We start from the raw sequence: 20,526 nt of genomic DNA, 5'->3' as shown, positions 1-20,526 counted from the left end.
GACACCACCATGACGCAAAGCCTCACCCTGCCCCGGCCGGACGACTGGCACCTGCACCTGCGCGACGGCGATACGCTGCGCGCCGTCCTGCCCCACACGGCGCGGCAGTTTGCGCGCGCCATCGTCATGCCGAATCTCAAGCCGCCCGTCACCACCGTCGACGCGGCGCACGCCTACCGGGAGCGGATACTCGCGGCGCTGCCGCCAGGTGCGCGCTTTGTCCCGCTGATGGCCTGCTACCTCTGCGATGCAACGCCGCCCGACGAAGTGCGGCGCGGGTTCAGCGAGGGGTGTTCACGGCCGTGAAGCTCTACCCGGCCGGCGCCACCACGCATTCCGAGTACGGCGTGACCGCGCCCGACAAGGTGGCCGCCGTGCTCGAAGCCATGCAGGAAATCGGCATGCCGCTGCTGATCCACGGCGAGAGCACCGATCCGGCCGTGGACGTCTTCGATCGCGAAGCCACGTTCATCGAGCAGACGCTCAAGCCGCTGCTGGCACGCTTCCCACGGCTCAAGGTGGTGCTGGAGCACATCACCACCGAGCAGGCGGCGGACTTTGTCGGCCGGGACACCAGCGGCCGTCTTGCCGCCACGATCACGCCGCAGCATCTGATGTTCAACCGCAATGCCATGTTCACCGGCGGCATCCGGCCGCATTTCTACTGCCTGCCCGTGCTCAAGCGCGAGCGGCACCGGCTGGCATTGCGCCGCGCCGCCACCTCCGGCTCGCCCGCGTTTTTCCTGGGCACGGACTCCGCGCCGCACGATCGCACGGCCAAGGAAGCGGCCTGCGGCTGCGCCGGCATCTTCAGCGCGCCAAACGCGCTCGAGGCCTATCTCACGGTCTTTGACGAAGAAGGCGCGCTGGACCGGTTTGCTGCCTTCGCCAGCGAGAACGGCAGCCGCTTCTATGGCCTGCCGCTGAACGAGGGCACGGTCACGCTGCGGCGGGAACGCCACCGCGTGGCCGAATCGATCCCGCTGCCGGACGGCAAGGCAATCCACCCCTTCCTTGCGGGCGAAGAACTTGGCTGGAAGCTGGCTTGAGCCGGCGCATGGCCCCCTCGCCGCGCTGCTGATACGCGTCGTGGCGAAGCACAAGCACAAGCACAAGCACAAGCACAAGCACAAGCACTGGAGCACTGTATGTCTCAACTACGCACTCAACTGGACCTGTCGTCGTTGGTGGGCCAGGCCCTGCTGGATGCCGGCTGCGTGAAGTTCCGCACGGACGAGCCGTTCCGGCTGCCCTCCGGCTGGGCCAGCCCGGTCTATATCGACTGCCGCCGGCTGATCTCGTTTGCACTGCTGCGCAAGGCGCTGATCCAGCGCGGCCTGGCGCTGCTACAAGACCAGGACCGGATCGACGGCATCGATGCCGTGGTAGGCGCCGAATCGAGCGGCATCGCGTTTGGCGCGTGGATGGCCGACGCCCTGGCGCTCCCGCTGCTCTATGTGCGCAAGGAGGCCAAGGGCTGGGCCCGGCCGCGCAGATCGAAGGCGTCGTCAACGCCGGCGACCGCGTCCTGCTGGTGGACGACATGATGGCCGCTGCGCGCTCCAAGCGGATCTTCTGCGAGGCGCTGGCTGCGGCCGGCGCGGTGGTGACGGACATCTTCGTGGTGTTCGACTACGGCACGTTCCCCACCGAAAGCGTGCTCGCCCCTGGCAGGCCAAGGTGCATGCCCTCGCGAACTGGCAGGACATCCTGCAAGCTGCGCGTGCCTCCGGCGGCGTGGACAGCCGCAGCCTGGACGAACTGCAGCGCTTCCTGGAAGACCCGGCCAGATGGTCGCGAGACCACGGCGGCATCGGGGCCAGCGGGACGCAACGCTAACAAAAACCACAACGACTGAGAGGAGATCACGATGCAGCAAACAACCAAAGCCACGCTTGCGCTGGCGTTCCTGGGCGCAGCCTGCGCCAGCGGCGCCGCGCTGGCGCAATCCAGCGTCACGCTCTACGGGCAGGTCGACTCGTTTGTCGGCAGCACGCGCGCGGCGGGCGGCGACCGCGCCTACGTGGTGGGCGCCGGCGGCATGCAGACGTCGTACTGGGGCATCAAGGGCACCGAGGACCTGGGCAACGGGCTGAAGGCAATCTTCGACCTCAACGGGTTCCTGCGCGCCGACGTGGGCAAATCGGGGCGCTCCGATACCGATGGCATGTTCACGCGCAACGCCTTCGTCGGCCTGCAGAGCAACGCTTACGGCACCGTCAAGCTGGGGCGCAACACCACGCCCTACTTCCTCTCCACGATCCTGTTCAACCCGCTGGTGGACTCCTACAACTTCGGGCCGTCCATCTACCACACGTACAAGACCGCAACGAGCGGCGCGGTCTACGACCCGGGCATCATCGGCGACTCGGGCTGGAGCAACTCCGTGGTCTACTCCACGCCAACGCTCGGCGGGCTGACCGTGAACCTGATCTACGCCTTCGGCGAGCAGCCCGGCAGCAACGGCCAGAACAAATGGGGCGGCAACCTCACCTACTTCAATGGCCCCTTCGGCGCCACCGTGGCCTTCCAGCAGGCCAGGTTCAATGCCACTCCGGGTGACGTGACGTCACCCGCGGCGCTCGCCGGCTTCAACAAGCAGAACGCCGTCCAGGGCGGCATCAGCTATGACTTCAAGGTGGTCAAGCTGTTCGCCCAGGCCCAGTACATCAAGTCGGATATCAGCAGCGCCGCCGGCGACATCAAGCACAGGAACGGGCAGGTGGGTGCATCGGTGCCGGTTGGCGCGGGCAATGTGCTGGTCTCGTACGCCTATGACAAGACTAGCAACAACGTCGGGGATTTCCGCCGCAACACCGCCGCGCTGGCCTACGACTACAACCTGTCCAAGCGCACGGACGTGTACGCGGCGTACTTCTACGACAAGCTGACCGCGCAGTCGCATGCCGACACGTACGGCGTGGGCGTGCGCCATCGCTTCTGATCCCCGGCGAGGCAACGGTGCAGCGGATCGACCATAATGTCGGTCGATCCCACACACCCAGCCCCCGCTGCACAACGTGCCAGACGCCGATAGTCCCGCTCCACCCGCTCCACCCGCTTCACCTGCCAGCAGCAGCGCTTCCAGCACATCGCCGGCCCTCCCCACTTCCGGCTGGCATCGCCGCGTGCTGGCGCTGGCATTCCCGATCATCCTCGCCAACCTGACCCAGCCGATCCTTGGCGCGGTCGATACCGCCGTGGCCGGCCACCTGCCGGATCCGGCCTACCTGGGCGGTGTGGCCGCCGGCGGCCTGTTCTTCAGCTTTGTGTTCTGGGGCTTCGGCTTCCTGCGCATGGGTACCACCGGCCTCGTCGCGCAAGCGTACGGCGCCCGGGACGGTGCGTCGTTGCGCGCCACGCTGGTACGCGCCCTGCTGCTGGCCACCGTCATTGGGCTCGGCGTGCTGGCCGTGCAGATGCCGCTGATCCACGGCGCGCTGGGCCTGATCGGCGGCAGCGACACGCTCCAGCACCACGCGCGCGTCTACAGCCATGCGCGGATCTGGGCGGCGCCTTTGCCTTGTGCAACTACGTGGTGCTGGGCTACCTGCTGGGCTGCCAGCACGTGCGGCTTGGCCTGCTCACCCAGTTGTTCATCAACGCGGTGAACATTGGCGCGGTGCTGCTCTATGTCTACGTGTTCGACTGGGGCATCGCGGGGATCGGCGCCGCTACCGCCACCGCCGATGCGTGCGGCTTCGTGCTGGGCGCCGCCCTGCTTTGGCGGCTGCGCCCCCACGGGCTGCCTCCCTGCGCTGGGCGGTGGTTGCCGACGCGCACGAACTCAAGCGGCTGGTCGCGCTCCACCGCGATATCTTCATCCGCACGCTGTGCCTGGTGGCCAGCTTCGGCTGGTTCGCCCATGCGGGCGCCAAGCAGGGTGACGTGATCCTGGCGGCCAACGCGCTGCTGCTCAACTTCCAGACCTTCATGGCCTACGCGCTCGATGGCTTCGCGCATGCGGCCGAGGCGCTGGTGGGCGCCGCCATCGGCACCCGGGACCGGCATGCATTCCGTCGCGCGGTCCGGGTCACGATGATCTGGGCGGCGGTGGGCGCACTGTGCTTTTCCCTGGTGTATGCCAGCGCAGGCGAATGGATCATCGCCTGCCTGACCGACCAGCGGGCCGTCCACGACGCGGCCGTGCGCTACCTGCCGTGGGCCGTTGCGCTGCCGCTGGTCTCCGTGTGGGGCTTCCTGCTGGATGGCGTGTTTATCGGCGCCACCCGCACGCGCGAACTGATGCATTCGATGGCCTTGTCGTTCGCGGCGTTCATGGCGGCGGCGCTCGCGCTGGCCGGCCCGTTCGGCAACGATGGCCTATGGGCGGCGCTGCTGCTGTTCATGGCCGCGCGCGGCATCACGCTGGCGCGGGTGCTGCCGCACATCGAGGCCAGCCGCTTGGCCTGACGCCCGTCAGAACAAGGCTTTCTGCCCAGTCACCAGCGTCTCGAACGCATCGTCCAGGAAGGGCAGGATGGCGTCGGCCACCGGCTGCAGCTGGCGCGTGAGATAGTGGTCATAGTCGATGGGCGAGCGCCGGGTTTCCAGCGGCTCCGGGCCAGCCACGGTCATCACATAGCTGATCCAGCCGCCGTTCTGGTACTGCAGCGGACGGCCTTCCTTGCGGTTGAACTCATCGGCAATGCGTGCCGCGCGCACGTGCGGCGGCACGTTGCGCTGATAGTCTTCGAGTGTCCGGCGCAGGCGTTTGCGGTAGACCAGCTGCGCGTCGAACTCACCGTTCATGGTGCGGCGGACATAGTCCTGCACGTACTCCCGGTACGGCTGCTTCTTGAACACGCGCTGGTAGAGCTCCTGCTGGAACTGCTGGGCGAGCGGTGTCCAGTCGGTGCGCACCGTTTCCAGGCCCTTGTAGACCATCTCCTCGCTGCCATCCGCCTTGGCGACCAGCCCCGCGTAGCGCTTCTTGCTGCCCTGCTCGGCGCCGCGCACGGTGGGCATCAGGAAGCGGCGGTAGTGGGTCTCGTACTGCAGCTCCAGCGCGCTCTCCAGCCCGTACTGCTGCTGCAGATGCTGCTGCCACCACTGGTTCACGTGCTGGACGAGCGCGCGGCCGATCCTGTCGGCGTCCGCTTCGGCGTGCGGCCGCTTCAGCCAGACGAAAGTGGAGTCGGTATCGCCATAGATGACCTGGTAGCCCTGCGCCTCGATCAGCTCGCGCGTGCGGTGCATGATCTCGTGGCCGCGCATGGTGATCGACGACGCCAGGCGGGGGTCGAAAAAGCGGCAGACGCTGGACCCGAGCACGCCATAGAACGCATTCATGATGATCTTCAGGGCCTGCGACAAGGGCTTGTTCCCCTCGCGCTTGGCGGCTTCCCGGCCTTGCCAGATCTGCTCGACGATGGCCGGCAGGCAATGCCGGGTGCGCGAGAAGCGCGCGCCGCGAAAACCCGGCACCGAGCTCTCGTCGGACGGATCCCGCAGTCCCTCCACCAGCCCGAGCGGATCGATCAGGAAGGTACGGATGATGGATGGGTACAGGCTCTTGTAGTCCAGCACCAGCACCGAATCGTACAGCCCGGGCTGCGAATCCATGACAAAGCCACCCGGGCTGGCCCCCTCCGGCACCTCGCCCAGGTTCGGCGCCACGTAGCCCTGCCGATGCATCAACGGCATGTACAGGTGCGAAAACGCAGCCACGCTGCCGCCGCTGCGGTCCGCTGGCAAGCCCGTGACGGCGGCCCGCTCCAGCAGGAAGGTCAGCAACTCGGTCTTGGCAAAGATCCGGGTGACCAGTTCGCAGTCCTTGAGGTTATAGCGGGCCAGGGCCGGTTTATCCTCCGCGAAGCGGCGGTCGATCTCCGCCATCCGCTGATACGGGTTGTCGATGGACTTGCCCTCGCCGAGCAGGGCCTGCGCCACGCTCTCCAGGCTGAAGGACGGGAAATTCCAGGTAGCGGACCGCAGCGCCTCGATCCCGTCGATGATCAGGCGGCCGGCGGCGGAGGCAAAGAAATGGTTCTCCTTGAAGCCGTGCTCGCGCCACTCCAGCACATTGCCGCCCCGGCCGAATAGCAGCGGGACCTGATAGCGATCCGCGTGCTTCTGCAGCACGCGCAGATCGAACTGCACCACGTTCCAGCCGATGATGGCATCGGGATCGTGCTGCGCCAGCCATTGGTTCAGCTTTTGCAGCATCAGCGGGTGGCTGGCGCAGTACTCCAGGTCGAAGTCGAGCGGGCTGTCGTCGCCATTCGGCGGGCCGAGCATATACACCTGGCGCTGGCCGCAGCCTTCCAGCGCGATGGAGTACAGGTCGCCGTGGGCGGTGGTCTCGATATCCAGCGAGACCAGTTTCAGCCGCGGCCGATACGCTGGGCCCGGCTTCATCTGGCAGTTGAGGAGGGGACCCTTTTCGTCAGCCGCGTTGGGCTCGCCGGCAAACCAGACAGGGGCGGTGATGAAGCGCTCCATCAGGTAGCGTTCAGGCGGGCGGATGTCGGCCTCATAGACGCTGACGCCGGCTTCCTTCAGCAGCTTTTCCAGCTTGGAGAGTTGGCGATAGTGCTGGCAGTAGAGGCCCAGCACCGGGCGGCGATGGAAATCGGCCAAGGGAGTTCGCGCAACTCCACATTGCGCTCGCCGCGCAAGACCGCCTCGGCGGCTTCGCGCTGCTCGGACGGGATGAAGGCCACGGAGGGCTGATGCGCCAGGCGCAGGTGCTGCGGGCCGCTGTCGGTTGCCAGCCAGAACTCGACCTCCGTGCCGGCAGCCGTATCCCGCCAGTGTCGAGTCAGAAGAAAACCCTGTTGTCGTTGAGCCACCTGCCGCCTTTGAAAACCCACCTTAGCCGGCTATTTTACTGGTCCTTGGCCAATCAAGCCCCGCTCAGGCCGGTTTGCGCGTTACACAAACTTGCCCGTGATGCCGCCATCCACCACCAGTTCGGTGCCGGTAACATAGGCCGCCGCGTCCGACGCCAGGAACGCGCAGGCGTGCGCCACATCCCACGCGCTGCCCATGCGGCCCATGGGGACTTGCGCGGCGCGTGCCTGCCGCGCCTCGTCCAGGCTGGTGCCGGAGAACGCCACCGTGGTGGCGATGCGCGGCGTGTCGATCAGCCCCGGCACCACGGTGTTGGCGCGCACGCCATGCGGCGCGTATTGCTGCGCCAGCATGCGCGTGAAGTGCGCCACGGCGGCCTTGGTCACGCTGTAGGCCAGGTGCGGGTATCCCACGTAGCGCATGCCGGCCACCGACGAGATGGCGATGATGGCACCGCGCCCGCGCGCCACCATGTCGGGCAGCACCTGCTGGCTGGCCAGCAGCAGGCTGCGCACGTTGACGGCGTGGATGCGGTCCAGGTCGTCCGCGGTGGTCTCCATCGGGCCGCCGGTCTTGCCGATGCCTACGTTGTGATGCAGCACGTCCACCATGCCGAAGCGCTCGCGCGCCGCGGCAAAGAGCCGCACCACATCGGCCTCCACCGACACGTCGCCCGTGAAGGTCTCGGCGATGCCGCCTTCGGCCCGGATCAGCGCCGTGGTTTCCTGCGCCGATGCCGCGTCCCGATCCACCACGCAGACCTGCGCGCCCAGGCGCGCGTAGGTCACGCTAGCCGCGCGGCCGATGCTCCAGCCCGGGCCCGCCGAGCCCGCGCCGGCGACAAAAACCGTGCGGCCCGAAAGATCGAGTGGCAGCGCGGGCGGGCGTACAGCGCTCGCCGTGCTTTCGCCCACGTTGGATGTGTTCGATGTGTCCGTCATTTCACGCACCCTCCCCTTGCTGATGTCCACCCTCTCCCACATACGGAATCGCGTGCTCGACGGTGTCCCAGATAAAGCGGCCGGAGGGGCTTTGCTGCTCTTCGACGATGTGCGCCACCAGCCCGGCCGCGCGCGAAATCACGGCAAAGCCGCGCATCACGGCCGTGGGCACGCCCAGCTCGCCCAGCAAGGCGGCCACGGCACCGGTAGCGTTGATGGTGATGGGCCGGCCGGCCACGGCATCCACCGCCCTGGACAGGCGCTCCAGCGCGCGGATCTTGTCGCCGGCCAGGTCGGGCTCGGCGCGCCCCATTTCCAGCAGCTTGCAGGCGCGCGGGTCCACCGGCTTATGCAGGTGGTGGCCAAAGCCGGGTACATGGCTCTTGATGGATTTGTAGTGGCGCGCGATCTCCATGGCCTCGGCATCGGGATCGGCGGCGGCGCCGATGCGGTCGAGCAGTTGCGCGCAGTTTTCCATGGTGCCCACGAAGGCGCTGCCAACCGCCAGCAGGCCTGCGGAGACGGCGCCCTGCAGGTTCTCGGGCGCGCTCATGTAGATCAGCCGCGTGGCGATGGCGCTGGGCGTGAGGCCGTGCTCCATCAGCACGATCAGCACCACGTCGGTGATGCGCAGGTCCACCGGGCGCGGCTCGCGGCCCAGGATCTGCATGAGCATGACCTCGGTGAAGGTCTTCTTGCCCATCAGGTCCTTGACCAGGTCCGCGTCGCGGTAATGCAGGCTGGTGAGGGTATGGGTGCAAAGGCGGGTAACAGGCTTGGAGGCAACAGGCTTGGAGGCAACAGGCTTGGAGGCAGCGGAGGAGGTCATGATTGGGTCCCGGTGGATTTGTTGGCGGTGTGGTGGGCGTCAGGGGCGATGGCGCGGTCGCGCACGGCGGTCTTGAGCACCTTGCCCACGGCGGAGCGCGGCAGGCTGGCGTGGAAGTGGATGCGCTTGGGCGTTTGCACGGGGCCCAGGCGCTCACGCACAAAGGCGATCAGCTCCCCTTCGGTGGCATGCTGGCCGGGGCGCAGCTGCACGGCGGCCTGGACCGCTTCGCCCCATTTCTCGTCGGGCACGCCGAACACCGTGCATTCGTGCACCGCCGGATGCTGGCCCAGCGCGTTCTCGACATCCACCGGATAGACGTTGAAGCCGCCGGTGATGACCATGTCCTTGAGCCGGTCCTTGAGGTACAGGTAGCCGCGCTCATCGATCAGGCCACGGTCGCCCGTGTGCAGCCAGCCGTCGACCAGCGTCTCGGCGGTCTTCTCCGGCAGGCGCCAGTAGCCGCTCATCACCAGGTCGCCGCGCGCGACCACCTCGCCAACCTCGCCCGGGGCAGCAGGCGGCCGTCGGGGGCCATGATGGCCACGTCGCTGAACCAGGTGGGCAGGCCAACGGCGGCCCAGTTGCGCTCGTCCTCGAAATCCGCGGGGCGCATCACGGTCAGGCTTTGCGGTGCCTCGGTCTGCCCGTAGGTGGTGCCCAGCACGGGGCCGAAGAACGCGCGCACCTCGCGGATCTTCTCGGGCGGCATCGGGGCGCCGCCGTAGATCAGGCGGCGCAGGTGCGGGAAATCCGCGCGCGAGGCGCCGGGCAGCGCCATCAGCATGTAGACCAGCGTGGGCGGCATGAAACACACGGTGCCGCCGCGCTCGCGCAACGCCGCGCGCACGGCCTCGGCGCCGGCCTCGGCCAGCACCACGTGGCAGCCGCCCTGCGCCAGGATGGGCAGCAGGTAGGTCGACGTGCCATGCGTGATCGGCGCGGCTACGATATAGCGCTCGTGCTCGTCGAAGCCCCAGGCGTGGATCTGGTTGGAAACGTTGGTCATCCAGGCGCGGTATGGCTGCATCACGCCCTTGGGCGCGCCGGTGGTGCCGCCGGTGAACTTGATCGCCTGCGTGGCATGCTCCGGCAGCGCAAAGGCCGGGCGCGCTGCGCCGGCATGCTGCGCGATCAGCGCCGCCACCGACATCTCCCCGGGCGGCGGCAAGCCGCTGTAGATGCGCGCCCCGGAGGCGCCTTCCAGCAAGTCGGCGCAGGCCACATCGAGCACCAGGATGGACGGCTCCATAGCGTCGATGATGCGGCGGATTTCCGGCCGGGTGCTTTTGGATTCAGCGGCACCCAGACCTTGCCGCAGGCCAGCACCGCCAGGAGCGCGACGATGTGCTCGGCACTGTTCCTGGCGCAAATGCCGACGCGGCTCTGCAGGGTGTTGTCGAGCGCATTGAGCGCCGTGGCCAGCGCGGCCACCTGGCTGGCCAGCTCGTCGTAGCGGATGGCGCCTTCGGGGGCATCGATGGCGATGTTGCCGGGCCAGCGCGCCGCCGCGCGCCAGAAGAAGTCGATCGGGTACATAGTGGGCAACGCTCCTTGTCTCTTGTTCCTGATTCCTTACTCGGCCTTGGCGCCGGACTGTTTCACCACGTCGTGCCAGCGCTTGGTTTCCGCCGCGATCAGGCGGCGCAATGGCTCCGGCGTGCCGGGCTCGGGGGTGGCCGCCAGGTCCTGCAGGCGCTGGCGCACGTCAGGTGCGGCCAGCACCCTGTTGAGGGCGGCGTTCAGGCGGTCGATCACCGGGCGCGGCGTGCCGGCGGGCGCGGCCAGGCTGAACCACGATTGCACGTCAAAGCCGGGAAAGCCCGACTCGGCAACGGTCGGCACCTCCGGCAGCAACGGCGAGCGCTGGGCGCTGGTGATGGCGATGGCGCGCAGCCGCCCCGCCTTCACGTGCGGCAGCGCCGACGGCGTGTTGTCGAACATCGATTGCACCTGCCCGCCCAGCAGGTCGGTCACCGCCGGCGCACTGCCGCGATACGGGATGTGCAGCATGTTCAGCCGGGCCTGCATCTTGAACATCTCGCCCGACAGGTGGATGGACGAGCCGCTGCCCGACGAGGCAAAGGTGATGCCGTCCTGCGACGCCTTGGCAAAGCGGATGTAGTCGGCCAGGGTTTTCACCGGCAGCTTCGGGTTCACCACCAGGATGTTGGGGATCCTGGCGATCAGCCCGATCGGCTCGAAATCCTTTTGCGGGTCGTAGCCCAGCTTGTCGTACAGCGACGCGTTGATGGTGTTGGCAATGGTGTAGACATAGAGCGTGTAGCCATCGGGCGCGGATTTGGCCACCACTTCGGCGCCCACATTGCTGTTGGCGCCCGCCCGGTTGTCCACCACCACCGGCTGGCCCAGCTGCTCGCCCAGCTTGAGGGCGACGATGCGCGCGATCACGTCGGTGGCGCCGCCGGCGGAGTAGCCGACCACGAGCTTGATGGGCTTGGTGGGCCAGGCGGCTTGGGCGTTGGGCTGGGCATGAAGGGGCAGCGCCAGGCCGCAGGCCAGGCTGAGGGCCGCCGCCAACGCCAGCAGGCGTCGGCGCGGTGCGTTGTGCAAGGTCATTGGTTTGTCTCCTGTTTGGCGGTGCAATGCCGTCGCGAGCCCCCTTCTGGCCGCGCTGCGGCATACTGCGGGTGGCTTCCATCGACCGAGAAATTCTTCCCCATGCCTGCCCGCATCGCCAGTCAAAACGTCCGCCTGACGGACGTTTCTTCCAAAGGCAAGGCAGCCCTCAGCCCCTTCCCGACGCTGCCGACGCCACCGAGCCCGCCGAAGACGGCGGCAGCCGCACGCTGCGGCGCGGCCTGCAATTGCTGGATGCGGTGCTGGCCAGCGGCCGCGAAGGGCTGCGCGTGGTCGACCTGTGCCGCATCGCCGCGCTGGAGCGCGCCACGGTCTACCGGCTGCTGGCTACCTTGATGGAGAGCGGCTACGTGGCCCAGCGCGGACGCTTTCGCTATGTGGCGGGGCCGCGCCTGGCGGTGCTGGCGCAGCCGCATGCCACGGATGGGCTGGCGGCGCGGCTTCAGCCCGTGCTGGCACGGGTGAGTGCCGCCTGCGGGGATGCCGCCTTCGCCATCGTGCGCGAAGGCGCGATCTCGCACTGCATCGCGCGCCATGTCGGGACCCACCCGGTGCAGATCCTCGTCATCCAGGTCGGCACGCGCCAGCCGCTGGGCGTCGGCGCCGCCGGGCTGGCCCTGCTGGCAGCGCTGCCGGAAGACGACGTGGCGCAATGCATCGCCGCCAATGCCGCGGCGCTTGGCCACTATGGCGGCATGACGCCCGAGCGCATGAACATCCTGGTGCGGGCCACGCGCGAGCGCGGCTGGTCCGTGATCGGCAATCACGCCACCAGCGGCGTGCTGGCCGTGGGCATGGCGGTGCACAGCGCCGACGGCGAGCCGGTGGCGGGCATCAGCGTGGCTTCGACGCTGGCCCGCATGCCGCGTGAGCGGCAGCAACTGATTGCGCGGGCCATGCGGGAAGCGCTGGCGGCTTTGTTGCCAAAGGGGTTGTGAGCTTGGTGGCGGCGCGTTGCTAAACACAACGTCTTAAATAATGCAGCATAGTCGTCGTAGTACCTCGTTTGGTCTCTTCCATTGCTGGAAGCAGGCGTCGACTGCCGAGAGAACTTCTACGAGGGTGGCGAAGTACCGGTTATGTAACCCCAGGCGCCGTGTCAGTTTCCATACGCGTTCGATAGGCGCCAGTTGCGGGCTGTATGGTGGCAGGAACAACAACGTCATGTGCCGCCTGTATTTGTGCAGTAACGGTTTGAGCAGAACGGCATGGTGGTACTTGGCGTTGTCCAGGACCACGACGATGCGCTTGCCGCGACGTCGATGGCGCAGTAGTTGGCGAAGAAAGGATGCAAACGTTTCTGCGTTGAAGACAGGACATACCTGCCAGACGAAGCGACCCGTGCTCAGACTGACGGCGCCAAAACATGCCACCGACTTTCGCGTCGGCGCATGCATCAACACCGGATCGCGGATTTCCGGGGCCACCCACATGCGACAGCGCGATCCGTGTTGCTGGAAATGGCATTCGTCCAGGCTCCATAACTCAATGTCGTCGCGCTTTGCCAGTCGCCGCAGTTTTTTACCGCCGCAACGCGAACAGGATCAGACTGGGCGACCTGCGGGCGCGGCTTGCGCAGCCGGAAACCCATCTGGCGAAACAGCCTCTGGCACTGCCGCACGCCCAGCTTGATGCCATAGCGCTGACGCAAGTGCTCCGATAGAACGGGCCCATCCCACAGGCCCGCTTCAAATCCGAAGTCGCGTGGTGTCTTGCGCAGATCCGCCTCGATGCGACGCCATTGCGAGTCATTCAACGCACGCGGGCGACCGGGCCGTTCACCTTCCCGCAATCCGTCGAAACCGCCCCGCTCGAAACGTCGGACCCATCGCTGAACTGTCGTGGCCGCTTGACCGAACATCTGGCCCACTTCAGTGCACGAGTAACCGATGCTGACCAGCAGCACCCCGTGCAGGCGGTGGTCATACCGCGACTCCTCGCTTCGCTCGATCTCCTGTCGAATCGCCAACTGCATGATCTGTGCGTCTGCAATCTCGAGTCTGCGCATGGCTGCCTCTCCATTAGAGTAACCACGCAATCATACATGCTGCAATACTTATGTCGTCATGTTTAGTCCGGCTTCAGGCGGGGGCTGCGCGCGGCGCGCGCAGCCTTCGGCTAAAGACCTGGCTGCCCGCCAGCAATTCAAGCTGGCCCACAAGGCCCCGGCGGAACAGCAAGACGCAGGCAATAAAGATGACGCCCGTTACCATGGTCACCGACTCGCCCAGCGAGCCGAACCATGCAATGCCCGTGGCGGAAGCCAGGAAATTGCCGATGGCGCCCAGCCGGGTTTCCAGCGCGACCACCACGAAGGCGCCGACCAGCGGGCCGGACAGCGTGCCCAGCCCGCCCACCAGCGTCATCAGGATCACCGAGCCCGACATCGACCAGTGCACGTCGGTCAGCGTGGCAAAGCCCAGCACCAGCGCCTTGATCGACCCGGCCAGCCCGGACAGCGCGGCGGAGAGCACGAACGCCATCAGCTTGTAGCGGTCGGTGTCGTAGCCCAGCGAGATGGTGCGCGGCTCGTTCTCCTTGATCGCCTTGAGGATCTGGCCGAACGGAGAATGCACCGTGCGCACGATCAGCGCGAACGCCGCCACGATGACCGCCAGCGCCACGTAGTACAGCGTCAGGTCGTCGGCCAGCGGCAGCACGCCGAACAGCTTGCCGCGCGGAATCGCCTGCAGGCCATCCTCGCCGCCCGTGGCTGGCGCCTGCAGGCAGACAAAGAACAGCATCTGCGCCAATGCCAGCGTGATCATCGAGAAATAGATGCCCTGGCGGCGGATCGCCAGCGACCCCACCACATAGCCGGCCAGGCCGCCGGCCAGCGTCCCCAGCACCATGCCCGCTTCCGGCGTGACGCCCCATACTTTCATGGCATGGCCCGCTGCATAGCCCGCGCCGCCGAAGAAGGCCGCATGCCCGAACGACAGCAGCCCGGTATAGCCGACCAGCAGGTTGAACGCGCACGCGAACAGCGCGAAGCACAGCACCTTGAGCACAAACACCGGATACGCCCCGGCCATCGGCGCCAGCACCAGCGCTGCCAGCAGCAATCCGTACCCCAGTTTCCTGGTTGACTGACCCATCATTGACTCCTTCCAAACAGCCCCGACGGGCGCAACATCAACACGATCGCCATGATGAGGAACACCACCGTGGCCGAGGCCTCGGGGTAAAACATCTTGGTCAAGCCCTCGATCACGCCCAGGCCGAGGCCGGTCAGGATCGAGCCCATGATGGATCCCATCCCGCCGATCACCACTACCGCAAACACGATGATGATCAGGTTCTGCCCCATCAGCGGCGAGACCTGCATCACCGGCGCCGCCAGCACGCCGGCAAACGCCGCCGGCGCCACGCCGAAGCCATAGGTCAGCGTCACCATCAGCGGCACGTTGACGCCGAACGCCTCGACCATCTTGGGGTTCTCCGTGCCGGCGCGCAGGTAGGCGCCCAGCTTGGTCCTCTCGATCAGGTACCAGGTGGAGAAGCACACCACCAGCGAGGCAGCCACCACCCAGGCGCGGTAGTTGGGCAGCATCATGAAGCCCAGGCTGGTGGCGCCGCCCAGCGCCTGCGGCGCGGAGTACGGCAGCCCGGACACGCCGTACACCGAGCGGAAGATACCTTCGATCACCAGCGTGATGCCAAGCGTCAGCAGCAAGCCGTAGATATGGTCGAGCTTGTAGATCCAGCGCAGCATGGTGCGCTCGATCACGATGCCGATCAGCGCCACCGCCAGCGGCGACAGCACCAGCATCACCCAGTAGTTGAGCCCGGCGTACTCCATGCCCATCCAGGCCAGCACCGCACCGAGCATGAACAGCGCCCCGTGGGCAAAATTGATGACGTTGAGCAGCCCGAAGATGACCGCAAGGCCAAGGCTCAACATCGCATAGAAAGCACCATTGACCAGCCCCAGCAGCAGTTGGGACAGCAAGGCGGAAAGGGGAAAATTCAGTATCGTCATAAAGCGGTCCTCATACCCCCAGCAACGCGTTCAGCACCGGCATCCTGGCCTGCAGCTCCGCGGCCGCGAAACGCTCGACGATGGCGCCGTGTTCCATCACATAAAAGCGATCTGCCAGCGGCGCGGCAAAGCGGAAGTTCTGCTCCACCATCACCACCGTGTAGCCCTTTTTCTTGAGCATCAGGATCATCCGCGCCAGCGCTTGCACGATCACGGGCGCGAGGCCCTCGGAGATCTCGTCGAGCAGCAGCAGGTTGGCCCCGGTGCGCAGGATGCGCCCGACGGCAAGCATCTGCTGCTCGCCGCCCGACAGGCGCGTGCCCTGGCTCTGGCGGCGCTCCTTCAGGTTAGGGAACATCTCGTAGATCTCGGCCTCGCTCATGCCGGTGAGCGCGCTGGTGCCCTGCCCTTTCAACAGCGGCGGCAGCATCAGGTTTTCCTCGCACGACAGGCTGGCGAAGATGCCCCGCTCTTCCGGGCAATAGCCGATGCCGCAGTGCGCGATCTTGTGCGTCGGCATGCCGATGGTCTCGGTGCCGTTGACGCGGATCGAGCCCTTGCGCTGGCCGGTCAGGCCCATGATGGCGCGCAGCGTGGTGGTGCGCCCGGCGCCGTTGCGGCCCAGCAGCGTCACCACCTCGCCGGGATTCACGGTCAGGTCCACGCCATGCAGGATGTGCGATTCGCTGTACCAGGCGTGCAGGTCCTTGATGTCTAGTGCGGGCGTTGTGCTCATCCTGGCTCCTCAGTGCGCGCCCTGCAATGCAGTTTCGACGGTGCCCATGTAGGCCTCCATCACGCGCGGGTCTTTCGATACCTCGGCGTACGGCCCCTCGGCCAGGATCGCGCCGCGCTGTAATACCGTGATCTTGTCGGCAATCGACGAGACCACGTTCATGTTGTGCTCGACCATCAGGATGGTGCGCCCCACCGCCACCTTGCGGATCAGCTCGGTGACGCGCGCCACGTCTTCGTGGCCCATGCCCTGGGTGGGCTCGTCCAGCAGCATCATCTCCGGCTCCATCGCCAGCGTGGTGGCGATCTCGAGCGCGCGCTTGCGGCCGTACGGCAGGTTGACCGTCACCGTCTGCGCGACATCGGTCAGCCCGACCTGCTCGAGCAGTTCCATGCCGCGTGCGTTGAGCGTGTCGAGCGTGCCCTCGCTGCGCCAGAAATGATAGGAAGTGCCAAGTTGCCGCTGCAGCCCGATACGCACGTTCTCCAGCACCGTCAGGTGCGGGAACACAGCAGAGATCTGGAACGACCGGATCACGCCGCGCCGGGCGATCTGCGCCGGCTTTTCGCGGGTGATGTCGATGCCGTTGAACAGGATCGTGCCCGTGGTCGGCTCGAGGAACTTGGTCAGCAGGTTGAAGCAGGTGGTCTTGCCGGCGCCGTTGGGGCCGATCAAGGCATGGATGGCGCCGCGCCGCACCTTGAGGTTGACGTCGCACACGGCGGTGAAGCCGCGGAACGACTTGGTCAGGCTGCGCGTTTCTAGTATGGAATCTTCGTGGGGCATCGCTTTGTCGCCTTTGGCATGCATCGGAATACGGATCTGGCCAGCGGCCCTAGCCGTGGACAGGCAACGTCTCTACGGCGTAGGCGTGGTGCAGCGAGCGGGCAAGGACCGGATCCTCCAGTTCGATCTCGAAACGATCCGCCGACCGGATGCCGCCGATCGCGGCCAGCGTGCCGCACAGCATGGCAGTCCCGTCGTCGAAACTGCCTCCGTGCTCCGCAAACCTGTCGAGCAGGTCCTGGGGCGAACGCATCGCCGTCACCGGCCCTTGCTGGTACAGCACACGCTCGCCGTCGATGGTCGCGTAGGCACGCAGGACAAGCTGGTCCCAGTGCTTGCCGACGTCCGCCAGGCGCCAGAGCACTTGCGCGCAGGGCTTGTCGCACATCTGCTTGGACACCGTGATGCCGTAGGTCTCCGCCTCCCGGTCGGTGTGGTCCGAGGCAATGCCGACATAGATCTCGCCCTGGTCCTTGAGCAGCAGGAACTCCACTTCGCCGCTGCTGGCATCCCCGCTGACCTGGATAGCGGGTTGCGATTGCAGACGCTGCGCCGCGACCCGGTAGAAGACCGGGGTGGCCGCCGGCCGCTTGACACCCAGCGCCTCCAGCTCGCGGATGTGCTTCTCCATCGCGTCGGTGTCCCGTCCCGTCCAGCCCGCGATGACGAGCTGCTTGATGGTCACAACGCGCTGCCACCTGCCGGTGCGTGTCTCGATATCGAATGTCAGCATGTTCCGTTCTCCGTAATGGCTATGTAGTGGCCTTGTAGTGGCTTTGCAGTGGCTAGTCGCTATTTCTTGAGCAGCGCGCATTTGCTTGCGGCAATTGGGCGGAACGCCTCGCTGGCTGGAATGACCTGCTTGATCTTGTAGTAGTCCCACGGCTTTCTGGATTCCTGCGGGGTCTTGACCTCGACGAGATACATGTCATGCACCATCAACCCGTCGGCGCGGATCTTTCCGCTGGCCGCGAAGAAATCATTGACGGGGCTGGCCTTCATCTTCGCCACCACTGCATCGGTCTCGTCGGTTCCCGCGGCCTGGACGGCCTTCAAGTAATGCATCGTCGACGAGTACACGCCGGCCTGCACCAGCGTGGGCATCTTCCTGGTCTTGTCGAAGAAGCGCTGCGACCACGCGCGGGTCGCGTCGTCACGGTCCCAATAGAACGAGGTGGTCAGCATCATCCCTTGCGCCGCTTGCAGGCCAAGGCTATGGATGTCGCTGATGAACATGTGCAGGCCCGCCAGCTTCTGTTTTCCCGTGCCGCCAATGCCGAAGTCCCGGGCGGTCTTCAGTGCGTTGACGGTATCGCTGCCGGCATTGGCCAGGCCGATCACCTTGGCGCCCGATGCCTGGGCCTGCAGCAGGTAGGACGAGAGGTCGGGGGAGTTGATGGGATGCTTCGCCTTCCCGACGATCTTCCCGCCTGCCGAGGCCAGGGCGTCCGTCGCGTCTTTCTCCAGGGATGCACCCAGCGCATAGTCGACCGTCAGGAAGTACCAGCTGTTGTCGCCACCCTTTGACAGCGCCTTTACCGTGTTGGCCGCAAAGGCGTAGGTGTCATAGGAATACTGGATGGTGTAGGGCGAGCAATCCTCGTTGGTCAGCCTTGTCGTGCCGGCACCGCTGGCAATCACCAGCTTGTGCTTCTCCCTGCCGAGGTTGGACACCGCGAGCGCCACCGAGGACGGCAAGACGTCCTGGATGACGTCCACCTTCTGGTTATCGAACCAGTCGCGCGCGATGGTCCCGGCCACATCGGTCTTGTTCTGGTGATCGGTGCTGACCACCTTGATGTCGGATCCCAGCACCTTCCCGCCGAAATCGTCCACCGCCATCTGGGCCGCCACCAGCGACCCTTTTCCGCCGATATCGGAAAATATCGACGACATATCGGTCAGGACGCCGATCTTCACCACGCCGTCGCTGATCTTGCCCGGCTGTGCCGCGGCAATCGCCGAAAACCCCAACATCGTGCTGGCCAGGAACATCGGCTTGAATCGAAAGCGGAACATGTTCTCTCCTCTCCATTGCTGGACTGCTAGAAGCCGCGACAAGGTCTTGTCGGCGGATAACGCGTCTACAAAGCGTCTACGTCTCGTGGCTACGCAGGACTTCCTCCATGCCCATGCCGATGCCGAGCAGTTGCCGGTCCGCCATGGGCGGCCCGAACAGCATCAACCCGACCGGCGCTTGTCCGGCTTCATGGCATGGCAGGGTCAATGCGCACAAGTCGAGCACATTGGCGATGGCAGGATTGCGCAACAACAGCCGGTTAGCGTTGAAGAACGCAGCGTCATCGGCCAGGTCGGCAATCCTCGGCGCCGCGATCGGCACCGTCGGCAGCAGCACGGCGTCGAACCCTTCCATTTCGCCTTGAGCCTCCCGGCACAAAGCCAGCCGCCGGGCGCGCGTGCGCAGGTAGTCCGCGGCGCCCTGCTGCTCGCCCATCCGGATACGCGACAGCACGCGCGGGTCATAGCGATCCGCCTGGGCGGCAACCAGTTCGGCGTGCCACGCGCTTGCCTCCGCCGCCACCAGGCCCCCGTTGATGCTCAGTTCCGGCAACTGGTCCCAGCTATCGAAGGCAACTTCCCGCAGCACGGCGCCGGCTGCGGCCAGCCGGCCAAGAGCGCGCTCATAGGCGCTGGCAACTTCCCGGGAAAGGCCGTCGAGCACCACGTTCCTTGCCACGGCCAGCCGAAGGCCACGCACCGGACGCGCTGCCAGCGGCCCATCTGGCTCGCCCGCCATGACCCCGTCGAGCGCGGCGCAACAGGCAACCGTTTGTGCCAGGCAACCGATCGAGTCATAGCTGGGCGACAGCGGCACCGTTCCCTGCAGCGGCACCCGGCGCGCCGTGGGCTTGAACCCCGTGATGCCGCAGAGCGCCGCGGGAATCCGGCACGAGCCGCCCGTATCCGAGCCGATCGCGGCCACGGCCATGCCGTCCGTCACCGAAACGGCGGCCCCGGACGAGGAGCCGCCGGGAATGCGGCCAACCGCACGCTCGAACGGATTGCGGGGCGTCCCGTAGTGCGGATTGATGCCAACCCCGGAGTACGCGAACTCGGTCATATTGGTGCGGCCGACAAAGACCGCGCCGGCCGCGCGCAATCGTGCAATGGCGAGCGCATCGGCCGTGGCAGCCTGCTCGGGCAGCACGCGCGCCCCGGCCCGCGTGACGTCGCCCTGCACGTCGAACAGGTCCTTGACCGAGATCGGCAGGCCCGACAGCGGCCCGGCCACCCCTGCCCGCGCAATATGTCGCTGGCCCTGGCCTGCTTTGATGCGGCCATGCTCACGCCATGCGGGAAGACGCGTGCGCCCTCCCCGCCCGGATTGCAGGCGCGCTCGACACAGCCCGCCAGCAGCGACGCCGCATCGGCGGTGCCCGCCGAGAGCTGGCGCATCACGGAATCCACGGTCGCCACCATGATCAGGCCGGGTCGAAGTAGTGGATTTCCAGCAACATGCAGCCCGCATTCGACTTGAAGGGACCGTGATAGGCGCCCGGCGGACGGCAGGCATAGGTGTGCGGATCGAACGCCTGCCCGCCCTCGCCCTGTTCGTCGTTACCGACGGTCAGGTCACCGCTGAGCAGATACACCTCCTCCCAGTAGCGATGCACGAACGGCGCGGTGGTAAAGACACCGGGCTGGAAGCGCAGCAGGCGCGTGCGGCTGCCGCGGCCGCCGCTCTCGTCGAGCGAGCCGGAAAGGATCTTTTGCTGGATGCCCGCGGGATAGCCCGGAGGCACCTCCCAGCCGCTCGCCATGTCAATGGTGTGGAACTCATCGTGAAGCTTGTTGATCGCCATCGTTATCTCCGTGCGTGTCAAGGAATGTCAGA

Annotated in this window: 18 protein-coding genes and 4 pseudogenes; 6 read left to right on the top strand and 16 right to left on the bottom strand. The window is 66.5% G+C overall.

What is annotated here, in order from left to right; genetic code table 11:
* The first annotated feature begins 9 nt into the window (after positions 1 to 9).
* From pyrC to OMK73_RS12440, 5 genes and pseudogenes are all read left to right on the top strand, one after another.
* Positions 10 to 1,049: pseudogene (pyrC, locus tag OMK73_RS12460) on the top strand (dihydroorotase).
* Between the two features lie 99 nt (positions 1,050 to 1,148).
* Complete coding sequence (locus tag OMK73_RS12455; RefSeq protein WP_267602338.1) at positions 1,149 to 1,547, top strand: orotate phosphoribosyltransferase; 399 nt, start codon at positions 1,149 to 1,151, stop codon at positions 1,545 to 1,547.
* Positions 1,544 to 1,858, top strand: coding sequence for a hypothetical protein (locus OMK73_RS12450; protein WP_267602337.1), 315 nt, complete (start codon positions 1,544 to 1,546; stop codon positions 1,856 to 1,858). Before OMK73_RS12455 ends, OMK73_RS12450 begins: the two co-directional genes overlap by 4 nt.
* 12 nt (positions 1,859 to 1,870) lie before the next feature.
* The gene (locus tag OMK73_RS12445; RefSeq protein ID WP_267602336.1) at positions 1,871 to 2,944 is read left to right on the top strand and encodes a porin; all 1,074 of its coding nucleotides are present in this window, start codon (positions 1,871 to 1,873) and stop codon (positions 2,942 to 2,944) included.
* 76 nt (positions 2,945 to 3,020) lie between these two features.
* Positions 3,021 to 4,413: pseudogene (locus OMK73_RS12440) on the top strand (MATE family efflux transporter).
* A 6-nt stretch (positions 4,414 to 4,419) separates the two neighbouring features.
* On the opposite strand, the gene OMK73_RS12435 reads toward OMK73_RS12440, so the two are convergent.
* From OMK73_RS12435 to OMK73_RS12415, 6 genes and pseudogenes are all read right to left on the bottom strand, one after another.
* Positions 4,420 to 6,720, bottom strand: a complete 2,301-nt coding sequence (locus OMK73_RS12435) for a DNA polymerase II (RefSeq protein WP_420715647.1) — start codon at positions 6,718 to 6,720, stop codon at positions 4,420 to 4,422.
* Positions 6,720 to 6,794: pseudogene (locus tag OMK73_RS39125) on the bottom strand (hypothetical protein); the annotation flags it as partial. The gene OMK73_RS12435 and the pseudogene OMK73_RS39125, both read right to left, overlap by 1 nt.
* Before the next feature lie 81 nt (positions 6,795 to 6,875).
* Positions 6,876 to 7,736, bottom strand: a complete 861-nt coding sequence (locus OMK73_RS12430) for an SDR family NAD(P)-dependent oxidoreductase (protein ID WP_267602335.1) — start codon at positions 7,734 to 7,736, stop codon at positions 6,876 to 6,878.
* Between the two features lies 1 nt (position 7,737).
* Positions 7,738 to 8,565, bottom strand: a complete 828-nt coding sequence (locus tag OMK73_RS12425) for a citryl-CoA lyase (protein ID WP_267602334.1) — start codon at positions 8,563 to 8,565, stop codon at positions 7,738 to 7,740.
* A pseudogene (locus OMK73_RS12420) lies at positions 8,562 to 10,104 on the bottom strand (class I adenylate-forming enzyme family protein). Before OMK73_RS12420 ends, OMK73_RS12425 begins: the two are co-directional and overlap by 4 nt.
* Before the next feature lie 36 nt (positions 10,105 to 10,140).
* Complete coding sequence (locus OMK73_RS12415) at positions 10,141 to 11,145, bottom strand: tripartite tricarboxylate transporter substrate binding protein (protein ID WP_267602333.1); 1,005 nt, start codon at positions 11,143 to 11,145, stop codon at positions 10,141 to 10,143.
* 26 nt (positions 11,146 to 11,171) lie between these two features.
* Between OMK73_RS12415 and OMK73_RS12410 the strand changes: the two genes are divergently transcribed.
* Entirely contained in the window at positions 11,172 to 12,104 is a 933-nt protein-coding gene (locus OMK73_RS12410) for an IclR family transcriptional regulator (RefSeq protein WP_420715523.1), read from the top strand.
* A 33-nt stretch (positions 12,105 to 12,137) separates the two neighbouring features.
* Here OMK73_RS12410 and OMK73_RS12405 read toward each other — a convergent pair whose 3' ends face one another.
* From OMK73_RS12405 to OMK73_RS12360, 10 genes are all read right to left on the bottom strand, one after another.
* A complete protein-coding gene (locus OMK73_RS12405) occupies positions 12,138 to 12,641 on the bottom strand; it encodes an IS630 family transposase (protein WP_267606345.1) in 504 nt (167 codons plus the stop codon).
* Complete coding sequence (locus tag OMK73_RS12400; protein WP_267602332.1) at positions 12,563 to 13,174, bottom strand: helix-turn-helix domain-containing protein; 612 nt, start codon at positions 13,172 to 13,174, stop codon at positions 12,563 to 12,565. The genes OMK73_RS12405 and OMK73_RS12400 overlap by 79 nt, the downstream gene beginning before the upstream one ends.
* A gap of 73 nt (positions 13,175 to 13,247) precedes the next feature.
* Entirely contained in the window at positions 13,248 to 14,267 is a 1,020-nt protein-coding gene (locus OMK73_RS12395; protein ID WP_420715522.1) for a branched-chain amino acid ABC transporter permease, read from the bottom strand.
* A complete protein-coding gene (locus OMK73_RS12390; RefSeq protein ID WP_267602330.1) occupies positions 14,264 to 15,148 on the bottom strand; it encodes a branched-chain amino acid ABC transporter permease in 885 nt (294 codons plus the stop codon). Before OMK73_RS12390 ends, OMK73_RS12395 begins: the two co-directional genes overlap by 4 nt.
* Before the next feature lie 10 nt (positions 15,149 to 15,158).
* Positions 15,159 to 15,884 (bottom strand): ABC transporter ATP-binding protein, encoded by a 726-nt coding sequence (locus tag OMK73_RS12385; protein ID WP_267602329.1) that lies wholly within the window; start codon positions 15,882 to 15,884, stop codon positions 15,159 to 15,161.
* 9 nt (positions 15,885 to 15,893) lie between these two features.
* Positions 15,894 to 16,670 carry an ABC transporter ATP-binding protein gene (locus OMK73_RS12380; RefSeq protein WP_267602328.1) on the bottom strand — a complete coding sequence of 259 codons (777 nt, stop codon included), beginning with the start codon at positions 16,668 to 16,670 and terminating at the stop codon, positions 15,894 to 15,896.
* 49 nt (positions 16,671 to 16,719) lie between these two features.
* Positions 16,720 to 17,403: a DUF2848 domain-containing protein gene (locus OMK73_RS12375; RefSeq protein ID WP_267602327.1), complete on the bottom strand. Its 684-nt coding sequence runs from the start codon at positions 17,401 to 17,403 to the stop codon at positions 16,720 to 16,722.
* Positions 17,404 to 17,462: 59 nt separating this feature from the next.
* Positions 17,463 to 18,665 (bottom strand): ABC transporter substrate-binding protein, encoded by a 1,203-nt coding sequence (locus OMK73_RS12370; RefSeq protein ID WP_420715646.1) that lies wholly within the window; start codon positions 18,663 to 18,665, stop codon positions 17,463 to 17,465.
* Between the two features lie 100 nt (positions 18,666 to 18,765).
* Positions 18,766 to 20,160 (bottom strand): amidase, encoded by a 1,395-nt coding sequence (locus OMK73_RS12365; RefSeq protein ID WP_267602325.1) that lies wholly within the window; start codon positions 20,158 to 20,160, stop codon positions 18,766 to 18,768.
* Positions 20,114 to 20,494 (bottom strand): cupin domain-containing protein, encoded by a 381-nt coding sequence (locus OMK73_RS12360; RefSeq protein ID WP_267602324.1) that lies wholly within the window; start codon positions 20,492 to 20,494, stop codon positions 20,114 to 20,116. Before OMK73_RS12360 ends, OMK73_RS12365 begins: the two co-directional genes overlap by 47 nt.
* Positions 20,495 to 20,526 lie beyond the last annotated feature (32 nt).

It is taken from the genome of Cupriavidus sp. D39, from assembly GCF_026627925.1.
GTDB classification, from domain to species: domain Bacteria; phylum Pseudomonadota; class Gammaproteobacteria; order Burkholderiales; family Burkholderiaceae; genus Cupriavidus; species Cupriavidus ulmosensis.
Note: the sequence above shows the minus strand (reverse complement) of the source record. Positions and strands in the feature narration are given on the sequence as shown.